The following is a 16611-nucleotide window of genomic DNA, read 5'->3' as shown; positions in this document are numbered from 1 at the left end:
CGAGCCTGCTCGCGAAGAGGGAGTGTCAGACAACATTTTTGTTTAATGACACACCGCTTTCGCGAGCAGGCTCGCTCCCACAGGGTTTTGTGTGGTGAATCGGGGGACTACTTCGGCATCTCGGCCTTCATGCCCTCAACGTAATAATTCATCGAAGCCAGTTCCGCGTTGGTGGCGCTCACGCCCGCCGGGATTTTTTCCACACCGGCCTGATCCTTGATCGGCCCGGTAAACGGCTGCAATGCGCCGCTCTTTATGTCGGCGATCAACTGCTCGGCCTCGGCTTTCACCGGCGCTGGCACCAGGTCGCTGATCGGCAGTTCCACCGTGCCTTCCTTCAACCCGCCCCAGTAATCCTGGGATTTCCAGGTGTGATCGATCACGCTCTGCGTCGCCTGAATGTAGTGCGGCGCCCAGTCGTTGACGATAGAGGTCAGCACCGCTTTCGGGCCGAAGTGGGCCATGTCCGAGGCGTAGCCCACGGCATACACGCCGCGCCGTTCGGCAGCCTGGATCGGCGCCGGGCTGTCGGTGTGCTGGAACACCACGTCGACGCCCTGATCGATCAGCGCGTTGGCGGCGTCGGCTTCCTTGCCCGGATCGAACCAGGAGTTGACCCACACCACTTTGATTTCGGTGCCAGGGTTGTACTTGTTCAGGGCCAGCTGGATGGCGTTGATGTCGCGGATCACTTCCGGAATCGGGAACGAGGCGACGTAGCCGATCTTCTTGGTCTTGGTCATCTTCGCCGCGAGGAAACCGCCGACGTAACGGCCCTCGTAAGTGCGCGCCAGGTAGGTGCCGAGGTTCTTCTCCTGCTTGTAACCGGTGGCGTGTTCGAACGTCACCTTGGGAAATTGCTTGGCGACTTTCACTGTCGGGTTCATGTAGCCGAAAGACGTGGTGAAGATCAGGTCATATTTGTCCTTGGCCATGTTGCGGATCACCCGCTCGGCGTCGGCGCCCTCGGCGACGTTTTCCACGTAGTTGGTGGTGATCTGCGTGCCGAGTTTTTCCGCCAGGGCCTTGCGCCCCTGTTCGTGCTGATACGTCCAGCCGTGGTCACCGATCGGGCCGATGTAGACGAAACCGACCTTCAGCGGATCGGCAGCGCTGGCGCTCAGGCTGATTCCCAGACCGATGGCGGCGTACAGCAGTTTGTGCAGCGGACGTATTGGCATGAACCCGAACTCCATTTTGTTGTGTGTGCTCAGGGCCAATGCAAATTGCTGACCAAAAGGACAACAAACGCATTCGAAAACGCGGCGCGGCCTTCGCGAGCAGGCTCGCTCCCACAGGGACGCATTTCAATGTGGGAGCGAGCCTGCTCGCGAAGAGGCCGGCAAGGCCAATAAAAGTGCATGCCTGAATCCAGCTGCCATCGCGTGGTGCGTAAAGATGTAACGAAACGTTAGCGGCGCGCGGCAGTCAGTAGCTTCATCAGCTCTTTTCGGCAAAAGGCCCGTCATGCTCTCGATCCTCAAACAAGAAAGCTTCCTGCTGCTGGCAGTCCTTGCCGCGTGCGTTGCTTATCCACTGGAACACTGGCTGCTGCACAACGGCCAGATCGTCGCGCTGGTCGGCGGTCTGCTGCTGATCGCCTTTATTGTCGCCGCCTCGATGCGCGTCGCTCATCACGCCGAACTGCTGGCGGAAAAAGTCGGTGATCCCTACGGCACGATGATCCTCACGCTCTCGGCGGTGCTGGTCGAAGTGGTGATCCTGGCGATCATGATGAGCAACGAAGCCTCGGCGACGCTGGTGCGCGACACGATCTATTCAGCGGTCATGCTCGACATCAACGGCATCCTCGGCCTCGCCGCTTTGATGGGCGGGATCAAACACGGCGAACAGTCCTACAACGACGATTCGGCGCGCAGCTACAGCGTCATGATCCTCACCGCGATGGGGGTGTCGATGGTGGTCCCGGAGTTCATTCCCGAGGCCAACTGGAAGATGTATTCGGCGTTCACCATCGGCGCAATGATGGTGCTCTACGCGCTGTTCCTGCGCATGCAGGTCGGCCCGCACAGTTACTTTTTCAGCTACAGCTACCCGGACAAACGTCGTAAGAAAGAGCCGGTCGAGCAGGAGCCGAAACCGGTCAGCCTGGCGCTGTCGGTCGGCATTCTGGTGTCGGGGGTGGTGATCATCGGCGCACTGGCCGAGGTGATGTCCAAGACCCTCGATCTGGGCCTGGAAGGCACGGGCGCGCCGCCGGTGATCACGGCGATTCTGGTGGCAGCGATTTCCGCCGCGCCGGAGATTCTCACCGCATTACGAGCGGCGCTGGCCAATCGCATGCAGTCGGTGGTCAACATCGCGATGGGGGCGTCACTGTCGACGGTGATTCTGACCGTACCGGTGATGGAAGCGATGGCGCTGTACACCGGCCAGCCCTTTCAAATGGCGATGACCCCGGTGCAAACGGTGATGATCTTCATCACCCTGATCGTCAGCGCAATCAACCTCAATGACGGCGAGACCAACGCCATTGAGGGCATGACGCACTTTGTGCTGTTTGCGACCTTTATCATGCTGTCGCTACTGGGCCTTTAGGGCTGGCAGATACTCATGTGGGAGCGAGCCTGCTCGCGAAAGCGGTGTGTCATCCAACAAACATGTTGTCTGACACTCCCTCTTCGCGAGCAGGCTCGCTCCCACAGTTTTGAACGGCGGTGACTCAGGTCCCTGCGATCAACTGCCGAGCCGCCTGGCTGTGATCGGCAATCAAACCTTTCAGATCCAACCCTTCAACCTGCCCATCAACCACACGCCACTTGCCGCCAATCATCACCCGATCTGCCCGATCGGCGCCGCACAGCAGCAACGCCGAAATCGGATCATGGCTACCGGAGAAGCGCAGTTCATCGAGCTTGAACAACGCCAGATCCGCCTGTTTGCCCACGGCGATTTCGCCGATGTCAGTGCGGCCGAGCAGGCTCGCCGAACCCTTGGTCGCCCAGCCCAGCACGCGCTCCGGGGTGATCTTTTCGGCGCCGTAACGCAGGCGCTGGATGTACAGAGCCTGACGCGCTTCGAGGATCATGTTCGAGGCATCGTTGGACGCCGAACCGTCGACGCCAAGACCGAACAGCGCGCCGGCGTCGGTCAGCTCGATGCTCGGGCAGATGCCGGACGCCAGGCGCATGTTCGAGCTTGGGCAGTGACAAATGCCGGTGCCGGCCTGGCCGAGGCGGGCGATTTCGTCGGGGTTGAAATGGATGCCGTGGGCCAGCCAGGTACGCGGACCGAGCCAGCCGACGCTGTCCAGATAATCGACGGTGCGCAGGCCGAAGCGTTGCAGACAGAAGTCTTCTTCATCGAGAGTTTCAGCGAGGTGGGTGTGCAGACGCACATCGAGCTTGTTCGCCAGATCAGCGCTGGCCGACATGATTTCCGGGGTCACCGAGAATGGCGAGCATGGCGCCAGAGCGATCTGGATCTGCGCACCGTCACCACGCTCGTGAAACTCGTGAATCAGCCGCTGGCTGTCGTCGAGAATCACCTGACCTTCCTGCACCGTTTGTTGTGGAGGCAGACCGCCGTCCTTCTCGCCAAGGCTCATCGAGCCGCGTGTGAGCATGGCGCGCATGCCCAGTTCGCGCACCGTTTCGACCTGCACGTCGATGGCGTTTTCCAGACCGTCCGGGAACAGATAGTGATGGTCGGCAGCCGTGGTGCAACCCGAGAGCAGCAATTCGGCCAGCGCCACTTTGGTGGCGAGGGCGAGTTTTTCCGGGGTCAGCCGCGCCCATACCGGGTACAGGGTTTTCAGCCACGGGAACAGCGGCTGATTGACCACCGGCGCCCAGGCGCGGGTCAGGGTTTGATAGAAGTGATGGTGAGTGTTGATCAGGCCCGGCAGGATCACATGCTCGCGGGCATCGAACACTTCATTGCACGGCGCCGACGGCTGCTGACCGGCAGCGAGGACTTCGACGATGACACCGTCTTGCACGACAAGGCCGCCACGGGCATCAAGCTCGTTGGAGGTGAAAATGGCGAGGGGATTTTTTAACCAGGTACGGGTCGCAGGCATTGTGGCCGGCTCCTCTGAAAGTTGGGTTCAGGGTTGCCAGCTCAGTGTTGCCCTGTCTGCTGATCCAGGGTCGCCGCGAAGGACGAGGCGCGCAGTTTCAAACAAATCGCCCCATCGGGCAAGCGCCACCCGACCATTCACCATCATCCCCCTGTGGGAGCGAGCCTGCTCGCGAAGGCGTCATGTCAGTCGATACAGATTTACCTGACAGATCGTATTCGCGAGCAGGCTCGCTCCCACATCGGGATTTTCAGTGCTTACCAGGCAATCGTTTCACCCTTGTAATTGACGAAGTGATGCCCGCCCTTGCCGGTGAACGCATTGACCTGGTCAATCAGCCCACGGGTGCTGGTCTCGACGTCGAGATCGGCGCCTTCGCCGCCCATGTCGGTCTTCACCCAGCCCGGGTGTAGCGAAAGTACGGTGAGTTTCTGCTCGCCCAGTTGCGTGACAAAACTGTTGGTCATCGAATTCAGCGCCGCCTTGCTCGCCTTGTACAGCGCCAGCTCCGGCGCATCGGGCATGGTCACGCTGCCGAGTACCGAACTCATGAACGCCAGCACGCCGCTGCCGTCGCGAATCTGCCCGACGAAGCGCTGGGCCAGATTGATCGGCGCCACCGCGTTGGTGAAAAACAGTTGCCCGACCTCGGCCAGGGTCGCGCCGCCCGGCGTCTGCACGTCCGGGCCTTTGACCCCGGCGTTGACGAACAACAGATCGAAGGTTTCGCCCTTGAGCTTCTGGCTCAGAGCGATCACCGCTTGCTGATCGTCCATGTCGAGCTTCTCGATGCGCACGTCACCCAGCGCTTGCAGCGCCTCGGCCTTCTGCGGATTGCGCACTGTCGCGGTCACTTGCCAGCCATCGGCCAGCAGGGTCTTCACCAGACCGAGGCCCAAGCCCCGGGAGGCGCCGATGATCAGTGCGTTTTTTGCCTGAGACATGATGGGTTTCCTTGAAAGTCAGCATTCAGGATTCAATGGACACGCCTGACCGAGCCACAGTTGCAGCGCTTGGCGAAAACAGGCCTTGATCCCGGAGCATACTCCAGGCTTCTTGAGTTTCTCGAGGGTGTTTGATCAGAAATAGTTGTGGGTCGTGCTCCAGATGTTGCCGGTGCGGAGGCCTTCGCGAGCAGGCTCGCTCCCACATATGCCCGCGTTCACTCAGATCCCCTGTGGGAGCGAGCCTGCTCGCGAAGAGGCCCGCTCTGACATCAACTAATGTCCCGATTGCCACGGCTGCCCCAACGAAACCGGCGCATACAACCGAGTGCGTACGGCATCGCGGGACAGCAACACCAGCACCAAGATCGTCGCCACATACGGCAGCATCGCCAGCAGGCTCGAAGGAATCGCCAGTCCCAATCCCTGTGCCACCAGGTGCAGGATGCTGGCGAGGCCAAACAGATACGCCCCGAGCAACAACCGCCACACCCGCCAACTGGCAAACACCACCAGCGCCAGGGCAATCCAGCCGCGCCCGGCGGTCATGTTTTCCGCCCACATCGGCGTGTAGGCCAGCGACAGATAGGCCCCGGCCAGCCCGGCCATTGCTCCGCCGAACAACACCGCCAAGGTACGCACGGTCAGCACTGGCAAGCCCATCGCGCTGGCCGCATCCGGGTTTTCACCGACCGCTTGAATGATCAGGCCGACACGACTTTTGATGATCACCCACGCCACCAGCGCAAACAGCGCGAACGACAGATACACCAGCAGATCCTGGGCAAACAGCATCCGCCCGATCAGCGGGATCTCACTCAGATACGGAATCGCCAGAGGCTCGAAACCCGCCAGCGGCTTACCCACCCATGCCGCGCCGACAAACGTCGAAAGTCCGACACCAAAGATCGTCAGCGCCAACCCGGTGGCCACCTGATTGGCGTTGAACACCAGCGCGACCAGGGCAAACAGTGACGACAACAACATCCCGGCCAACATCGCCAACAGCACACCCAGCCACAGGTTGCCGCTGTTCAGCGCGACGATAAAACCGATCACCGCACCGAACAGCATCATGCCTTCCTGGCCGAGGTTGAGGACGCCGCTTTTCTCGCAGATCAACTCACCCAATGCCACCAGCAACAGCGGCGTGCCGCAGCGGACCATGGCATAGAAAATATTGCTCAACAGATCGATATCCATCACAGCGCTCCGGCGGTTACGGCAGGGGTCGAGGCGCGCCGGGTCCAGCGCAGTTTCAGGCGTGGCCGATAGAGAATCAGCACGTCACAGGCGAGCAGGAAAAACAGCATCATGCCCTGGAACAATTGGGTGATCGCTTGCGGCAGATTGAGCGACATCTGCGCGCTCTCGCCGCCGATGTACAGCAGCGCCATGAGCAGACTGGAGAACAGAATGCCGAGCGGATTCAACCGTCCCAGAAACGCCACGGTGATCGCCGCGTAGCCATAGCCCGGCGACACCTGCGGCACCAGTTGGCCGATCGGCCCGGTCACTTCGCAGACCCCGGCGAGTCCGGCCAGAGCTCCGCTGATCAACAGCGCCAGCCAGATCAGGCGCTTCTCGCGAAAGCCGACGAAACCTGCCGCACGCTTGTCCAGCCCGAGCACTTTGATCTGGAAGCCGATAAAGCTTTTCTGCAACAACACCCACACCGCAACCAGCGCGAGCAGGGCGAAATACACGCCGGCATGCACGCGGCCGTCCTCCAGCAGCAGCGGCAAACGACTGGCGTCGCCGAACATCGCCGACTCCGGGAAATTGAAGCCCGCTGGATCCTTCAACGGCCCGTGCACGCAGAACAGCAGCAGGTTCAGCGCGATGTAATTGAGCATGATGCTGGTAAGGATTTCATTGGCATTGAAGCGCGTGCGCAGCCATGCGGTGAGCCCGGCCCATGCGGCGCCGGCCAGCGTGCCGGTCAGCAGAATCAGCACCAGCGCCCAGCGACTTTGCATGTCGATAACGTTCACTGCCAGAGCACTGCCGGCCAACGCGCCGAGTAGAAGTTGGCCTTCGGCGCCGATGTTCCAGATCCGCGCCTGATAGGCCACGGCCAGGCCGAGTGCGCAGAGCAGAATCGGCAGCGCCTTGACCAGCAATTCGGACACTCCATACAAATCGCTGACGGGCGCGATCAGCAGTGTGTGCAAGGTTTGCAATGGGTCGTGGCCCAGTGCGATGAACAACAGCGAGCCGCAGCCGAGGGTCAGCGCCGCCGCCAATAACGGCGAGCACCACAGCATCAGGCGCGATTGCTGGCCACGGGGTTCGAGGGAAAGCAGCATGTTGAATCTCCGTTAAACCGAAGCGGCGCGAGGTGAGTGATCGAACTGGCCGGCCATCCACGCGCCGACATCGCTCAGTTGTGTAAGGCCGGTGTCTTGCAGTGCCGACAGACGCCCGCCGCATAGCGCGCCGAGGCGATCGCTGATCTGGAACAGTTCATCGAGGTCTTCGGAAATCACCAGAATCGCCGCGCCGGCATCGCGCAGGGCAATCAAGGCGCGATGGATGGTGGCGGCGGCGCCAACGTCGACGCCCCAGGTCGGGTGCGCGGCGATCAGCAGTTTCGGTTGCTGAAGAATTTCCCGGCCGAGGATGAATTTCTGCAAGTTGCCGCCGGACAGGCTGCGCGCAGCGGTTTGCGTGTCCGGGGTCTTCACGCCGAAACGCTGGATGATCTGCTGCGCGAGGGCTTCGACTTTGCCGCGTTGAATCAACCCGTGGCTGACCAGTCCTTGCTGGAAAGCACTGAGCAGGGCGTTATCGGCCAGACTCAACTCTGGTACCGCGCCGTGGCCAAGGCGTTCGGCCGGCACGAAGGCCAGACCCAGTTTGCGCCGCGCGTCCGGGCGCAGGTCAGCGACGTTTCGCTCGGCGAAGCGCAGGGTCGCCGCTTGCGCACGAGGCAAGGGCTGCTCGCCGCTGAGAAGGGCGAGCAGCTCATCCTGACCATTGCCCGCGACCCCGGCGATGCCGACGATTTCACCGCTGCGCACTTGCAGGTCGATGTCTGTCAGCGAGCAACCGAACGGATCCGGGTTGTGCCAGCTCAAACCCTGCACCTGCAGAAACGCCGGGCCACCGCTGACCTTCGGATACTCGCCAATCAATCCCGCCGCTTCGCCGACCATCAGTTGTGCCAGTTGCTGATCCGTACATTGCGCCGGCAGGCAATGCCCGGCTACCCGACCGCCGCGCAGCACCGTGGCGCTGTGGCACAAGGCCCGCACTTCACCGAGCTTGTGGCTGATAAACAGAATGCTGCAGCCCTCGTCGGCAAGGCGCCGCAGGGTGATGAACAATTCGTCCGCCTCTTGCGGGGTCAGCACCGAGGTCGGCTCATCGAGAATCAGCAGGCGGATGTCCTGCATCAGGCAACGAATGATTTCCACCCGCTGCCGCTCGCCGATCGACAGGCTGTGGACAAGTCGCTCCGGCTCCAGCGCCATGCCGTAACGCCGCGATACTTCGCGAATCTTCGGTTCCAGTTGCTTCGGCGTGCCGGCCGCTGCGCCCATCGCCAAGGCAATGTTCTGCGCCACGCTGAGGGTTTCGAACAGGGAGAAATGCTGGAACACCATGCCAATGCCCAACTGCCGCGCCTGTGCCGGGTTGCGCATCTGCACGCGCTGCCCCTGCCAGAGCATTTCACCGCTGTCGCACTGCGTGACCCCGTAAATGATCTTCATCAACGTACTTTTGCCCGCGCCGTTTTCACCGAGCAGGGCATGGATTTCACCCGGCGCGATGCTCAGGTCGATGGCGTCGTTGGCCAGACAACCGGGGTAGCGTTTGCTGATCTGGCGCAGTTGCAGGCGCGGCGGGGAAGGGGCGATGGACATGACAGGCTCGACTGACTTGGAGTTGTGCCTGTGGATAAAGCAATTTCCTGGCCATTGAGTCAGGAACGCTTGCGGAGCCGGTCCGCAAGTGCCGACAGCAGCGCATCGGCGGGCGTTTTGTCTTTCTATCGAGCACCAATTCAGCGCAAAGCCATTGAACAGGCTCCAGTTTTGCCCGCTTGCAGTTGGTTAAAAAACGAGCAACTGCCTGGGAGCCAGACAGATCCAGCGGCTGCGGCGGTCATGAACGGCTTATCCACAGGTTGCTCCACAGTAATTGTGCGCAAGCGCCGAGGGTGGGCATAAGCACTGCGATGCTTTGTTCTAATGGTGATAAACGAAGGTAACTGTTTGTTTTTACGCTGGATTTCCCTTTCGTCGGGTCATTTGAACGACAATTGAACAAATCGCGCGAAGCCGCATGACAGAAGGGTTACAGCGGTGTGTGCTCAGGTTATCCACAGTCGGGTGCACAGCCGATGTGGGCAAGTCTGTGGAATAAGGAAAACGAGGGATGCCCTAAAAGATCGCAGCCTACCGCTGCAACAAAATCCGCCCTCGGCTCAGATCCGCCAACTGACTCTGCAACACGTCGATCTGCGCTTGCCCCACCGCCAGCTTCAACTCAACGCCATTGGCTGTGAAGTTCTCCTCCACCACCAATCCACCGAGATCGGCCACGCGCAACTTCACCAGCGCCAACTCGGCAAATCCGCAGGCGCAACTCAGCGACACGCGGCTGATCAGCTCGATTTTTTCCGCCGCTTGCAGGCACTTGTTGGCGCCACCGCCATAGGCCCGGGCCAAGCCGCCAGTGCCCAGTTGAATGCCGCCGTACCAGCGAATCACCAGCACTGCGACCTGATCGCAATCCTGCGCTTCTATCGCCGCGAGAATAGGGCGCCCGGCGGTGCCGCCCGGCTCGCCGTCGTCAGTGCTGCGGTATTGCGCGCCGAGTTTCCACGCCCAGCAATTGTGCGTGGCATTCAAATCGCTGTGCTGATCGAAAAACGCCTGCGCATCGGCGGGGCTGCTGATCGGCGTCGCCAGAGTGATGAAACGGCTTTTGCGAATCTCTTCGCGGTACTCGCAAAAACCGCTGAGGGTGAAAGGCATAAACGTCTTATAGAGAAGGAGTGAGGCCGCAGCCTTTGAGAATGATGCGGATCAGGTTGTTGCCGGCGTCTTCCATGTCCTGCTTGGTCAACTTGCTGCGCCCGGTGACGCGGCAGATCTGCGTGGCGAAGTCGGCGTAATGCTGGGTGCTGCCCCACAGCAGGAAAATCAGGTGCACCGGGTCGACCGGGTCCATTTTGCCCGCATCGATCCACGCCTGAAACACCGCCGCGCGCCCGGTGAACCAGGTGCGGTAATCCTGATTGAAATATTCGCTCAGGCATTCGCCGCCGCTGATCACTTCCATGGCGAAGATTCGCGAAGCCTGTGGCTGGCGCCGCGAGAATTCCATCTTCGCGCGGATGTAGCGGGTCAGCGCTTCGGCCGGATCATCCTCGGCAGTGAGGGTGTTGAAGGTGCTGTCCCACAACTCGATGATGTTGCTCAGCACTGCCACATACAAACCGAGCTTGTTGGTGAAGTAGTAATGCAGGTTGGCCTTGGGCAGCCCGGCATTCTGCGCGATGGTGTTCATGCTGGTGCCTTTGAACCCGTGACGGGCGAACTCGTCTTCGGCGGCTTTGAGAATGGTCTCTTCGTTCTTCTGACGAATGCGGCTGGCGGGTTTGCCGCCGTGGGCTGGGACTTCAAAGGTCATAGGCACTTCCGGGATTGTCTGTGGGTGCAACCAGTTGCGTTGATAGCGCACCCACAGGCATCCGACAAGTCCTAGCGCGGAAAAACAGTTACGCCTGTTCGATCTTGTTCAATGACGCGGGGCTTTTTGTCTCAGCAGTTTTGCCTTCCGGCAACAATAGACACAGGACGATTGCCGTCAGCCCGCCGCTGGTGATCGCCGAGTCGAACAGGTTCTGCACCAGTTTCGGCAGCAGGTGCAGCAGGTTCGGTTGCGCGGCGATGCCGAGGCCGACGCCGAACGAAGTGGCGATGATCAACATGCTGCGCCGGTCCAGCGGTGACTGCGCGAGAATGCGTACGCCCGCCGCCGCCACAGCGCCGAACATCACCAGCGTTGCGCCGCCGAGCACCGGTTTTGGAATCTGTTGCAGCACCGCACCGATCATCGGGAACAGGCCGAGGCAGAACAGGATCGCGCCGATGTACAGGCCGACGTAGCGGCTGGCAACACCGGTCAATTGGATTACGCCATTGTTTTGCGCGAACGTCGTGTTGGGGAAGGCGCTGAAGGTCGCCGCGATCATGCAGCTCACGCCGTCACCGAGCACGCCACCGCGCAAGCGGCTTATATAAGAAGGGCCGCTGATCGGTTGGCGGGCGAGCATGCAGTTGGCGGTGAGGTCGCCGACGGTTTCGATGGTGCTGATCAGGTAAATCAGAGCGACCGGCAGGAAAGCGGTCCAGTCGAAGTTGAATCCGAACTTGAATGGCGTAGGAAAACTCACCAGTGGCAAGTCAGGCAAGGGCTGCGGGACCAGTTTCCCGCTGAACCACGCCGCGAGGCTGCCGAGCACCAGTCCGATGATGATCGCCGACAGTCGTACCCAAGGCGTGTTCGAACGGTTGAGCAGAATGATCGTCAGCAGCACGAACACGCCCAAGGCCAGATTGCCCGGCGCGCCGAAGTCCGGGGCATTGAAGCCGCCACCCAGATCGGTGATGCCGACCTTGATCAGGCTGATGCCGATCAGCGTGATGACAATGCCGGTCACCAGCGGTGTGACCACTCGGCGCAACTGACCGATGAAACGGCTGAGCACGATCTGCACGATTGCGCCGAAAAAGCACACGCCGAAAATCATCGCCAGAATATCTTCCGGGCTGCCGCCGCGCTGCTTGACCAGAAACCCGGCCGACAGCACCGCACCGAGAAACGCGAAACTGGTGCCTTGCAGACAGATCATCCCCGCGCCGATGCCGAACGGTCGCCGCGCCTGGATAAAAGTGCCGACGCCCGAGACCATCAGCGCCATGCTGATCAGGTACGGTAGATGCGCGGTCAGCCCGAGCGCGGAACCGATCACCAGTGGCGGGGTGATGATGCCGACGAAACTGGCGAGCACGTGTTGCAGTGCGGCGAGAATGGCGGCGAGTGGTTTGGGGCGATCGTTGAGGCCGTAGATCAGTTCACTGGACGAATCGGAATCTGGCTGCATGGTTTTGGCTTCTTGTTGAAGGACGAGTCAGCCCTTCACTGCAAAAACCTGTCCACTTGCTCAGGTTATTCCTGGATTCTGTCGATGAGGCCCTGCCGGGCTGGGCTCTGCGCGCTTATCTATCGCGTCGCCGCCAGACTCTCCAGGAAACTTTCCAGCACCAAATGAGGGCGCCGCCCCTTGCGCGTGACCGATGCCAGACTCAAATCGTAAAAACGCGTGGCGGCCTTGAGCGCACGCAAACGCCCCTGCTGCACCCAAAGGCTGGCGTAGTGATCCGGCAGATAACCGATGTAGCGCCCGGTCAGAATCAGAAACGCCATGCCCTCACGGTCAGAGGCACTGGCAGTGCAATTGAGCGCCTGATAGTGCGCCTGAATCTCCGCTGGCAAACGAAAGGTCGGCGCAATCGCGTCCTGACTGTCGAGGCGTTGATCATCGAGTTGCTTGTCGTCGACGTAAAACAGCGGATGACCCACCGCGCAATACAGCAGCGAACGCTCGCTGTATAACGGCTGATATTCCAGTCCCGACAAGGCGCTGGCCTGCGGCACCACGCCAACGTGCAGGCGCCCGTCGAGCACACCTTGTTCAACTTCGTTTGGCGCAATCATGCGGATCTGGATCTGCACATCCGGCCCGCGTTCCTTCAACTGCGCGAGGGCGTGGGTGATGCGCATGTGCGGAAGGGTAACGAGGTTATCGGTCAGGCCGATGATCAGCTCGCCGCGCAGGTGTTGGTGCAGTCCGTTGACCTCAGTGCGAAAACTCTCCAGTGCACTCAACAGCTGTAGTGCCGACTGATACACCTCACGACCTTCCTCGGTCAGGGAAAATCCGGCCCGGCCACGCTGACACAGGCGCAAGCCGAGGCGCTGTTCCAGATCGCTCATCTGCTGGCTGATCGCCGAACGGCCGATGCCGAGCACTGTTTCCGCTGCGGAGAAGCCGCCACATTCCACGACACTGCGAAAAATCCGCAGCAGACGGATATCAAAGTCACTGACCTGGGCCAGTGGATCGGCGCGGCGGCTGCTCATTTTTTGTTCTCTTTGTTTAGCGATGATCTAACTGAAGGTTAGAAGAGTTGGATTTCACCGACTTTATCGCCGTGGCAATTTAGCTGCAACAACGCTTTCCATCTCCCTGACGCTTATGCCCTGCGAGGTTTTGCCCGATGAACATGCCTGAAAACGCGCCGTCGCCACTGGCCAGTCAACTGAAGCTGGACGCGCACTGGATGCCGTACACCGCCAACCGCAACTTTCAGCGCGACCCGCGGCTGATCGTCGGCGCTGAAGGCAGCTGGCTGTTCGATGACAAGGGCCGCAAGATCTACGACTCGCTGTCCGGTCTGTGGACCTGCGGCGCCGGGCACACCCGCAAGGAAATTCAGGAAGCCGTTTCGAAACAGCTGGGCACTCTCGATTACTCGCCGGGTTTCCAGTACGGCCATCCGTTGTCGTTCCAGTTGGCAGAGAAAATCACCGAACTGACCCCGGGCAATCTGAACCACGTGTTCTTCACCGACTCCGGTTCCGAGTGCGCCGATACTGCGGTGAAAATGGTCCGTGCCTACTGGCGTCTGAAAGGTCAGGCGACCAAGACCAAAATGATCGGCCGCGCCCGTGGCTACCACGGTGTGAACATCGCCGGCACCAGCCTCGGCGGCGTCAACGGCAACCGCAAACTGTTTGGTCAGGCGATGATGGATGTCGATCACCTGCCGCACACGCTGCTGGCGAGCAATGCGTTTTCCCGTGGCATGCCGGAGCAGGGCGGTATCGCTTTGGCCGATGAACTGCTCAAGTTGATCGAACTGCACGACGCTTCCAATATCGCTGCGGTGTTCGTTGAACCGATGGCCGGGTCCGCCGGGGTACTGGTTCCGCCACAGGGTTACCTCAAGCGTTTGCGCGAAATCTGCGATCAGCACAACATCCTGCTGGTGTTCGATGAAGTGATCACCGGTTTCGGCCGCACCGGTTCGATGTTCGGCGCCGAGAGCTTCGGCGTAACCCCGGACCTGATGTGTATCGCCAAGCAAGTCACCAACGGCGCGATCCCGATGGGCGCGGTGATTGCCAGCTCCGAGATCTACCAGACTTTCATGAACCAGCCGACGCCGGAATACGCCGTGGAATTCCCTCACGGCTACACCTATTCGGCACACCCGGTGGCCTGTGCCGCCGGCCTTGCAGCACTCGACCTGCTGCAAAAGGAAAACCTGGTGCAGAGCGTCGCCGAAGTCGCGCCGCATTTCGAAAACGCGCTGCATGGTCTGAAGGGCTCGAAGAACGTCATCGACATCCGCAACTATGGCCTGGCTGGCGCGATCCAGATTGCCGGGCGTGACGGCGACGCGATCGTGCGTCCTTTCGAAGCGGGCATGGCCTTGTGGAAAGCCGGGTTCTACGTACGCTTCGGCGGCGACACCCTGCAGTTCGGCCCAACCTTCAACAGCAAGCCGCAAGACCTCGATCGTCTGTTCGACGCGGTCGGCGAAGTGCTGAACAAGCTCGACTGATTTTTCCCTCTATATATGTACAAAAGTGCCGGCGTCTCTCACGGCGCCTGCGGACCAGAATTCAGGAGTGTTCGATGAGCGTTATCCCGCATTTGATCAATGGCGAACTGGTGACCGAGAACGGTCGCGCGGTGGATGTGTTCAACCCGTCTACCGGCCAGGCGATCCATAAACTGCCATTGGCCAGCCAGGCCACCATTCAGAAAGCCATCGATGCCGCCAAGGCTGCGTTTCCTGCGTGGCGTAATACGCCACCGGCCAAACGCGCCCAGGTGATGTTCCGCTTCAAGCAACTGCTGGAGCAGAACGAAGCGCGCATCTCGCAACTGATCAGCGAAGAGCACGGCAAGACCCTGGAAGATGCCGCCGGTGAATTGAAGCGCGGTATCGAGAACGTCGAGTTCGCCTGCGCCGCCCCGGAAATCCTCAAGGGCGAATACAGCCGCAACGTCGGCCCGAACATCGATGCCTGGTCGGACTTCCAGCCGTTGGGGATTGTTGCCGGTATCACCCCGTTCAACTTCCCGGCCATGGTCCCGCTGTGGATGTACCCGCTGGCGATCGTCTGCGGCAACTGCTTCATCCTCAAGCCATCCGAGCGCGATCCAAGCTCGACGCTGCTGATCGCTCAGTTGCTGCTGGAAGCAGGGTTGCCGAAAGGCGTTATGAGTGTGGTCCATGGTGACAAGACAGCGGTGGACGCGTTGATCGAAGCGCCGGAAGTCAAAGCGCTGAGTTTCGTCGGTTCGACACCGATTGCCGAGTACATCTACGCCGAAGGCACCAAGCGCGGCAAACGCGTACAGGCACTGGGCGGCGCGAAGAACCACGCGGTACTGATGCCGGATGCCGATCTGGACAATGCGGTAAGTGCACTGATGGGCGCGGCTTACGGTTCCTGCGGCGAACGCTGCATGGCCATCTCGGTGGCCGTGTGTGTTGGCGATCAGGTCGCGGACGCGCTGGTGGCGAAACTGGTTCCACAGATCAAAGCGCTGAAAATCGGCGCGGGCACCTCGTGCGGTCTGGACATGGGGCCGTTGGTTACCGGTCAGGCGCGTGACAAGGTCAGCGGTTATGTGGATGACGGTGTGGCGGCGGGCGCGACCCTGGTGGTCGATGGTCGCGGTCTGAGCGTCGCCGGTCATGAAGACGGCTTCTTCCTCGGTGGCTGCCTGTTCGACAACGTCACCCCTGAGATGCGCATCTATAAAGAAGAGATCTTCGGGCCGGTGCTGTGCGTGGTGCGGGTGAACAGCCTGGAAGAGGCGATGCAACTGATCAATGATCACGAATACGGCAACGGCACCTGCATCTTCACCCGTGACGGCGAAGCGGCGCGGCTGTTCTGCGACGAGATCGAAGTCGGCATGGTCGGCGTCAACGTGCCGCTGCCGGTGCCGGTGGCTTATCACAGCTTCGGCGGCTGGAAGCGTTCGCTGTTTGGCGACCTGCATGCGTATGGTCCGGATGGCGTGCGCTTCTACACTCGTCGCAAGGCGATCACCCAGCGCTGGCCGCAGCGTGCAAGCCATGAAGCTTCGCAGTTCGCATTCCCTAGCTTATAAGTAGCTGGATGTGCAGAAGGCCGACCTTTCAGGTCGGCCTTCGCGTTTTCGGGGCTTTTTGACCGATATGACAGAAATATGAAAATAGGTGTTGACGGCAGATTCCAGAGGTCTATAATTCGCCCCACTTCCGGCGCAGTCGAAACGGAAAACTCCTTGAGATTCAAAGAGTTATGCGGTTTTCGACAGCGGCTTGCTTCAGGTCATCGAAGCCTGGAAGGAGTTGAAAGGGCAGTGATGTGTAGTTCTTTTAACGGTTCGATCTTCTCGGTCGAAAGCGGAAAAAAAGAGGTGTTGACAGCAGCGATTAACGCTGTAGAATTTGCCTCCCGCTAACGAGAGATCGGAAGCGCAAGTGGTTGAAGTTGTTGAAGAATTCTTCGAAAACTTCTGAAAATAATCACTTGACA

Annotated in this window: 13 protein-coding genes; 3 read left to right on the top strand and 10 right to left on the bottom strand. The window is 60.4% G+C overall.

Annotation, left to right across the window (positions count from 1 at the left end; translation table 11 throughout):
* Positions 1-107: 107 nt before the first annotated feature.
* Entirely contained in the window at positions 108-1181 is a 1074-nt protein-coding gene (locus CKW30_RS11825; RefSeq protein ID WP_095180882.1) for a BMP family ABC transporter substrate-binding protein, read from the bottom strand.
* Positions 1182-1467: 286 nt separating this feature from the next.
* On the opposite strand from CKW30_RS11825, the gene CKW30_RS11820 reads away from it, so the two are divergent.
* A complete protein-coding gene (locus CKW30_RS11820) occupies positions 1468-2559 on the top strand; it encodes a calcium:proton antiporter (RefSeq protein ID WP_095180881.1) in 1092 nt (363 codons plus the stop codon).
* Between the two features lie 124 nt (positions 2560-2683).
* Here CKW30_RS11820 and CKW30_RS11815 read toward each other — a convergent pair whose 3' ends face one another.
* The 9 genes from CKW30_RS11815 to CKW30_RS11775 form a co-directional block, all read right to left on the bottom strand.
* Entirely contained in the window at positions 2684-4042 is a 1359-nt protein-coding gene (locus CKW30_RS11815; protein WP_095180880.1) for an 8-oxoguanine deaminase, read from the bottom strand.
* A gap of 257 nt (positions 4043-4299) precedes the next feature.
* Complete coding sequence (locus CKW30_RS11810) at positions 4300-4986, bottom strand: SDR family oxidoreductase (protein WP_095180879.1); 687 nt, start codon at positions 4984-4986, stop codon at positions 4300-4302.
* A 276-nt stretch (positions 4987-5262) separates the two neighbouring features.
* Positions 5263-6189 carry an ABC transporter permease gene (locus CKW30_RS11805; RefSeq protein ID WP_041479652.1) on the bottom strand — a complete coding sequence of 309 codons (927 nt, stop codon included), beginning with the start codon at positions 6187-6189 and terminating at the stop codon, positions 5263-5265.
* Entirely contained in the window at positions 6189-7295 is a 1107-nt protein-coding gene (locus tag CKW30_RS11800; RefSeq protein WP_095180878.1) for an ABC transporter permease, read from the bottom strand. Before CKW30_RS11800 ends, CKW30_RS11805 begins: the two co-directional genes overlap by 1 nt.
* A gap of 12 nt (positions 7296-7307) precedes the next feature.
* The gene (locus CKW30_RS11795; protein ID WP_095180877.1) at positions 7308-8855 is read right to left on the bottom strand and encodes an ABC transporter ATP-binding protein; all 1548 of its coding nucleotides are present in this window, start codon (positions 8853-8855) and stop codon (positions 7308-7310) included.
* Positions 8856-9389: 534 nt separating this feature from the next.
* The gene (locus tag CKW30_RS11790; protein ID WP_095180876.1) at positions 9390-9971 is read right to left on the bottom strand and encodes a YigZ family protein; all 582 of its coding nucleotides are present in this window, start codon (positions 9969-9971) and stop codon (positions 9390-9392) included.
* Between the two features lie 7 nt (positions 9972-9978).
* Positions 9979-10629 (bottom strand): TetR/AcrR family transcriptional regulator, encoded by a 651-nt coding sequence (locus CKW30_RS11785; RefSeq protein WP_016771809.1) that lies wholly within the window; start codon positions 10627-10629, stop codon positions 9979-9981.
* An 88-nt stretch (positions 10630-10717) separates the two neighbouring features.
* Positions 10718-12106, bottom strand: a complete 1389-nt coding sequence (locus tag CKW30_RS11780; protein WP_041479656.1) for a uracil-xanthine permease family protein — start codon at positions 12104-12106, stop codon at positions 10718-10720.
* A gap of 119 nt (positions 12107-12225) precedes the next feature.
* The gene (locus tag CKW30_RS11775) at positions 12226-13146 is read right to left on the bottom strand and encodes a LysR family transcriptional regulator (RefSeq protein WP_095180875.1); all 921 of its coding nucleotides are present in this window, start codon (positions 13144-13146) and stop codon (positions 12226-12228) included.
* Positions 13147-13283: 137 nt separating this feature from the next.
* Here CKW30_RS11775 and CKW30_RS11770 point away from each other — a divergent pair, with 137 nt between their 5' ends.
* Positions 13284-14633: an aspartate aminotransferase family protein gene (locus tag CKW30_RS11770; RefSeq protein WP_064362892.1), complete on the top strand. Its 1350-nt coding sequence runs from the start codon at positions 13284-13286 to the stop codon at positions 14631-14633.
* Positions 14634-14707: 74 nt separating this feature from the next.
* Complete coding sequence (locus tag CKW30_RS11765) at positions 14708-16201, top strand: CoA-acylating methylmalonate-semialdehyde dehydrogenase (RefSeq protein ID WP_041479657.1); 1494 nt, start codon at positions 14708-14710, stop codon at positions 16199-16201.
* Positions 16202-16611 lie beyond the last annotated feature (410 nt).

The organism is Pseudomonas sp. Irchel 3F6 (genome assembly GCF_900187595.1).
GTDB classification, from domain to species: domain Bacteria; phylum Pseudomonadota; class Gammaproteobacteria; order Pseudomonadales; family Pseudomonadaceae; genus Aquipseudomonas; species Aquipseudomonas siliginis.
This window is presented reverse-complemented; position numbering and strand designations above follow the sequence as displayed.

Coding starts and splice junctions, on each gene's coding strand:
- CKW30_RS11825 (WP_095180882.1), bottom strand. CDS start 1,181: ATGCCAATACGTCCGCTGCACAAACTGCTGTACGCCGCCATCGGTCTG.
- CKW30_RS11820 (WP_095180881.1), top strand. CDS start 1,468: ATGCTCTCGATCCTCAAACAAGAAAGCTTCCTGCTGCTGGCAGTCCTT.
- CKW30_RS11815 (WP_095180880.1), bottom strand. CDS start 4,042: ATGCCTGCGACCCGTACCTGGTTAAAAAATCCCCTCGCCATTTTCACC.
- CKW30_RS11810 (WP_095180879.1), bottom strand. CDS start 4,986: ATGTCTCAGGCAAAAAACGCACTGATCATCGGCGCCTCCCGGGGCTTG.
- CKW30_RS11805 (WP_041479652.1), bottom strand. CDS start 6,189: ATGGATATCGATCTGTTGAGCAATATTTTCTATGCCATGGTCCGCTGC.
- CKW30_RS11800 (WP_095180878.1), bottom strand. CDS start 7,295: ATGCTGCTTTCCCTCGAACCCCGTGGCCAGCAATCGCGCCTGATGCTG.
- CKW30_RS11795 (WP_095180877.1), bottom strand. CDS start 8,855: ATGTCCATCGCCCCTTCCCCGCCGCGCCTGCAACTGCGCCAGATCAGC.
- CKW30_RS11790 (WP_095180876.1), bottom strand. CDS start 9,971: ATGCCTTTCACCCTCAGCGGTTTTTGCGAGTACCGCGAAGAGATTCGC.
- CKW30_RS11785 (WP_016771809.1), bottom strand. CDS start 10,629: ATGACCTTTGAAGTCCCAGCCCACGGCGGCAAACCCGCCAGCCGCATT.
- CKW30_RS11780 (WP_041479656.1), bottom strand. CDS start 12,106: ATGCAGCCAGATTCCGATTCGTCCAGTGAACTGATCTACGGCCTCAAC.
- CKW30_RS11775 (WP_095180875.1), bottom strand. CDS start 13,146: ATGAGCAGCCGCCGCGCCGATCCACTGGCCCAGGTCAGTGACTTTGAT.
- CKW30_RS11770 (WP_064362892.1), top strand. CDS start 13,284: ATGAACATGCCTGAAAACGCGCCGTCGCCACTGGCCAGTCAACTGAAG.
- CKW30_RS11765 (WP_041479657.1), top strand. CDS start 14,708: ATGAGCGTTATCCCGCATTTGATCAATGGCGAACTGGTGACCGAGAAC.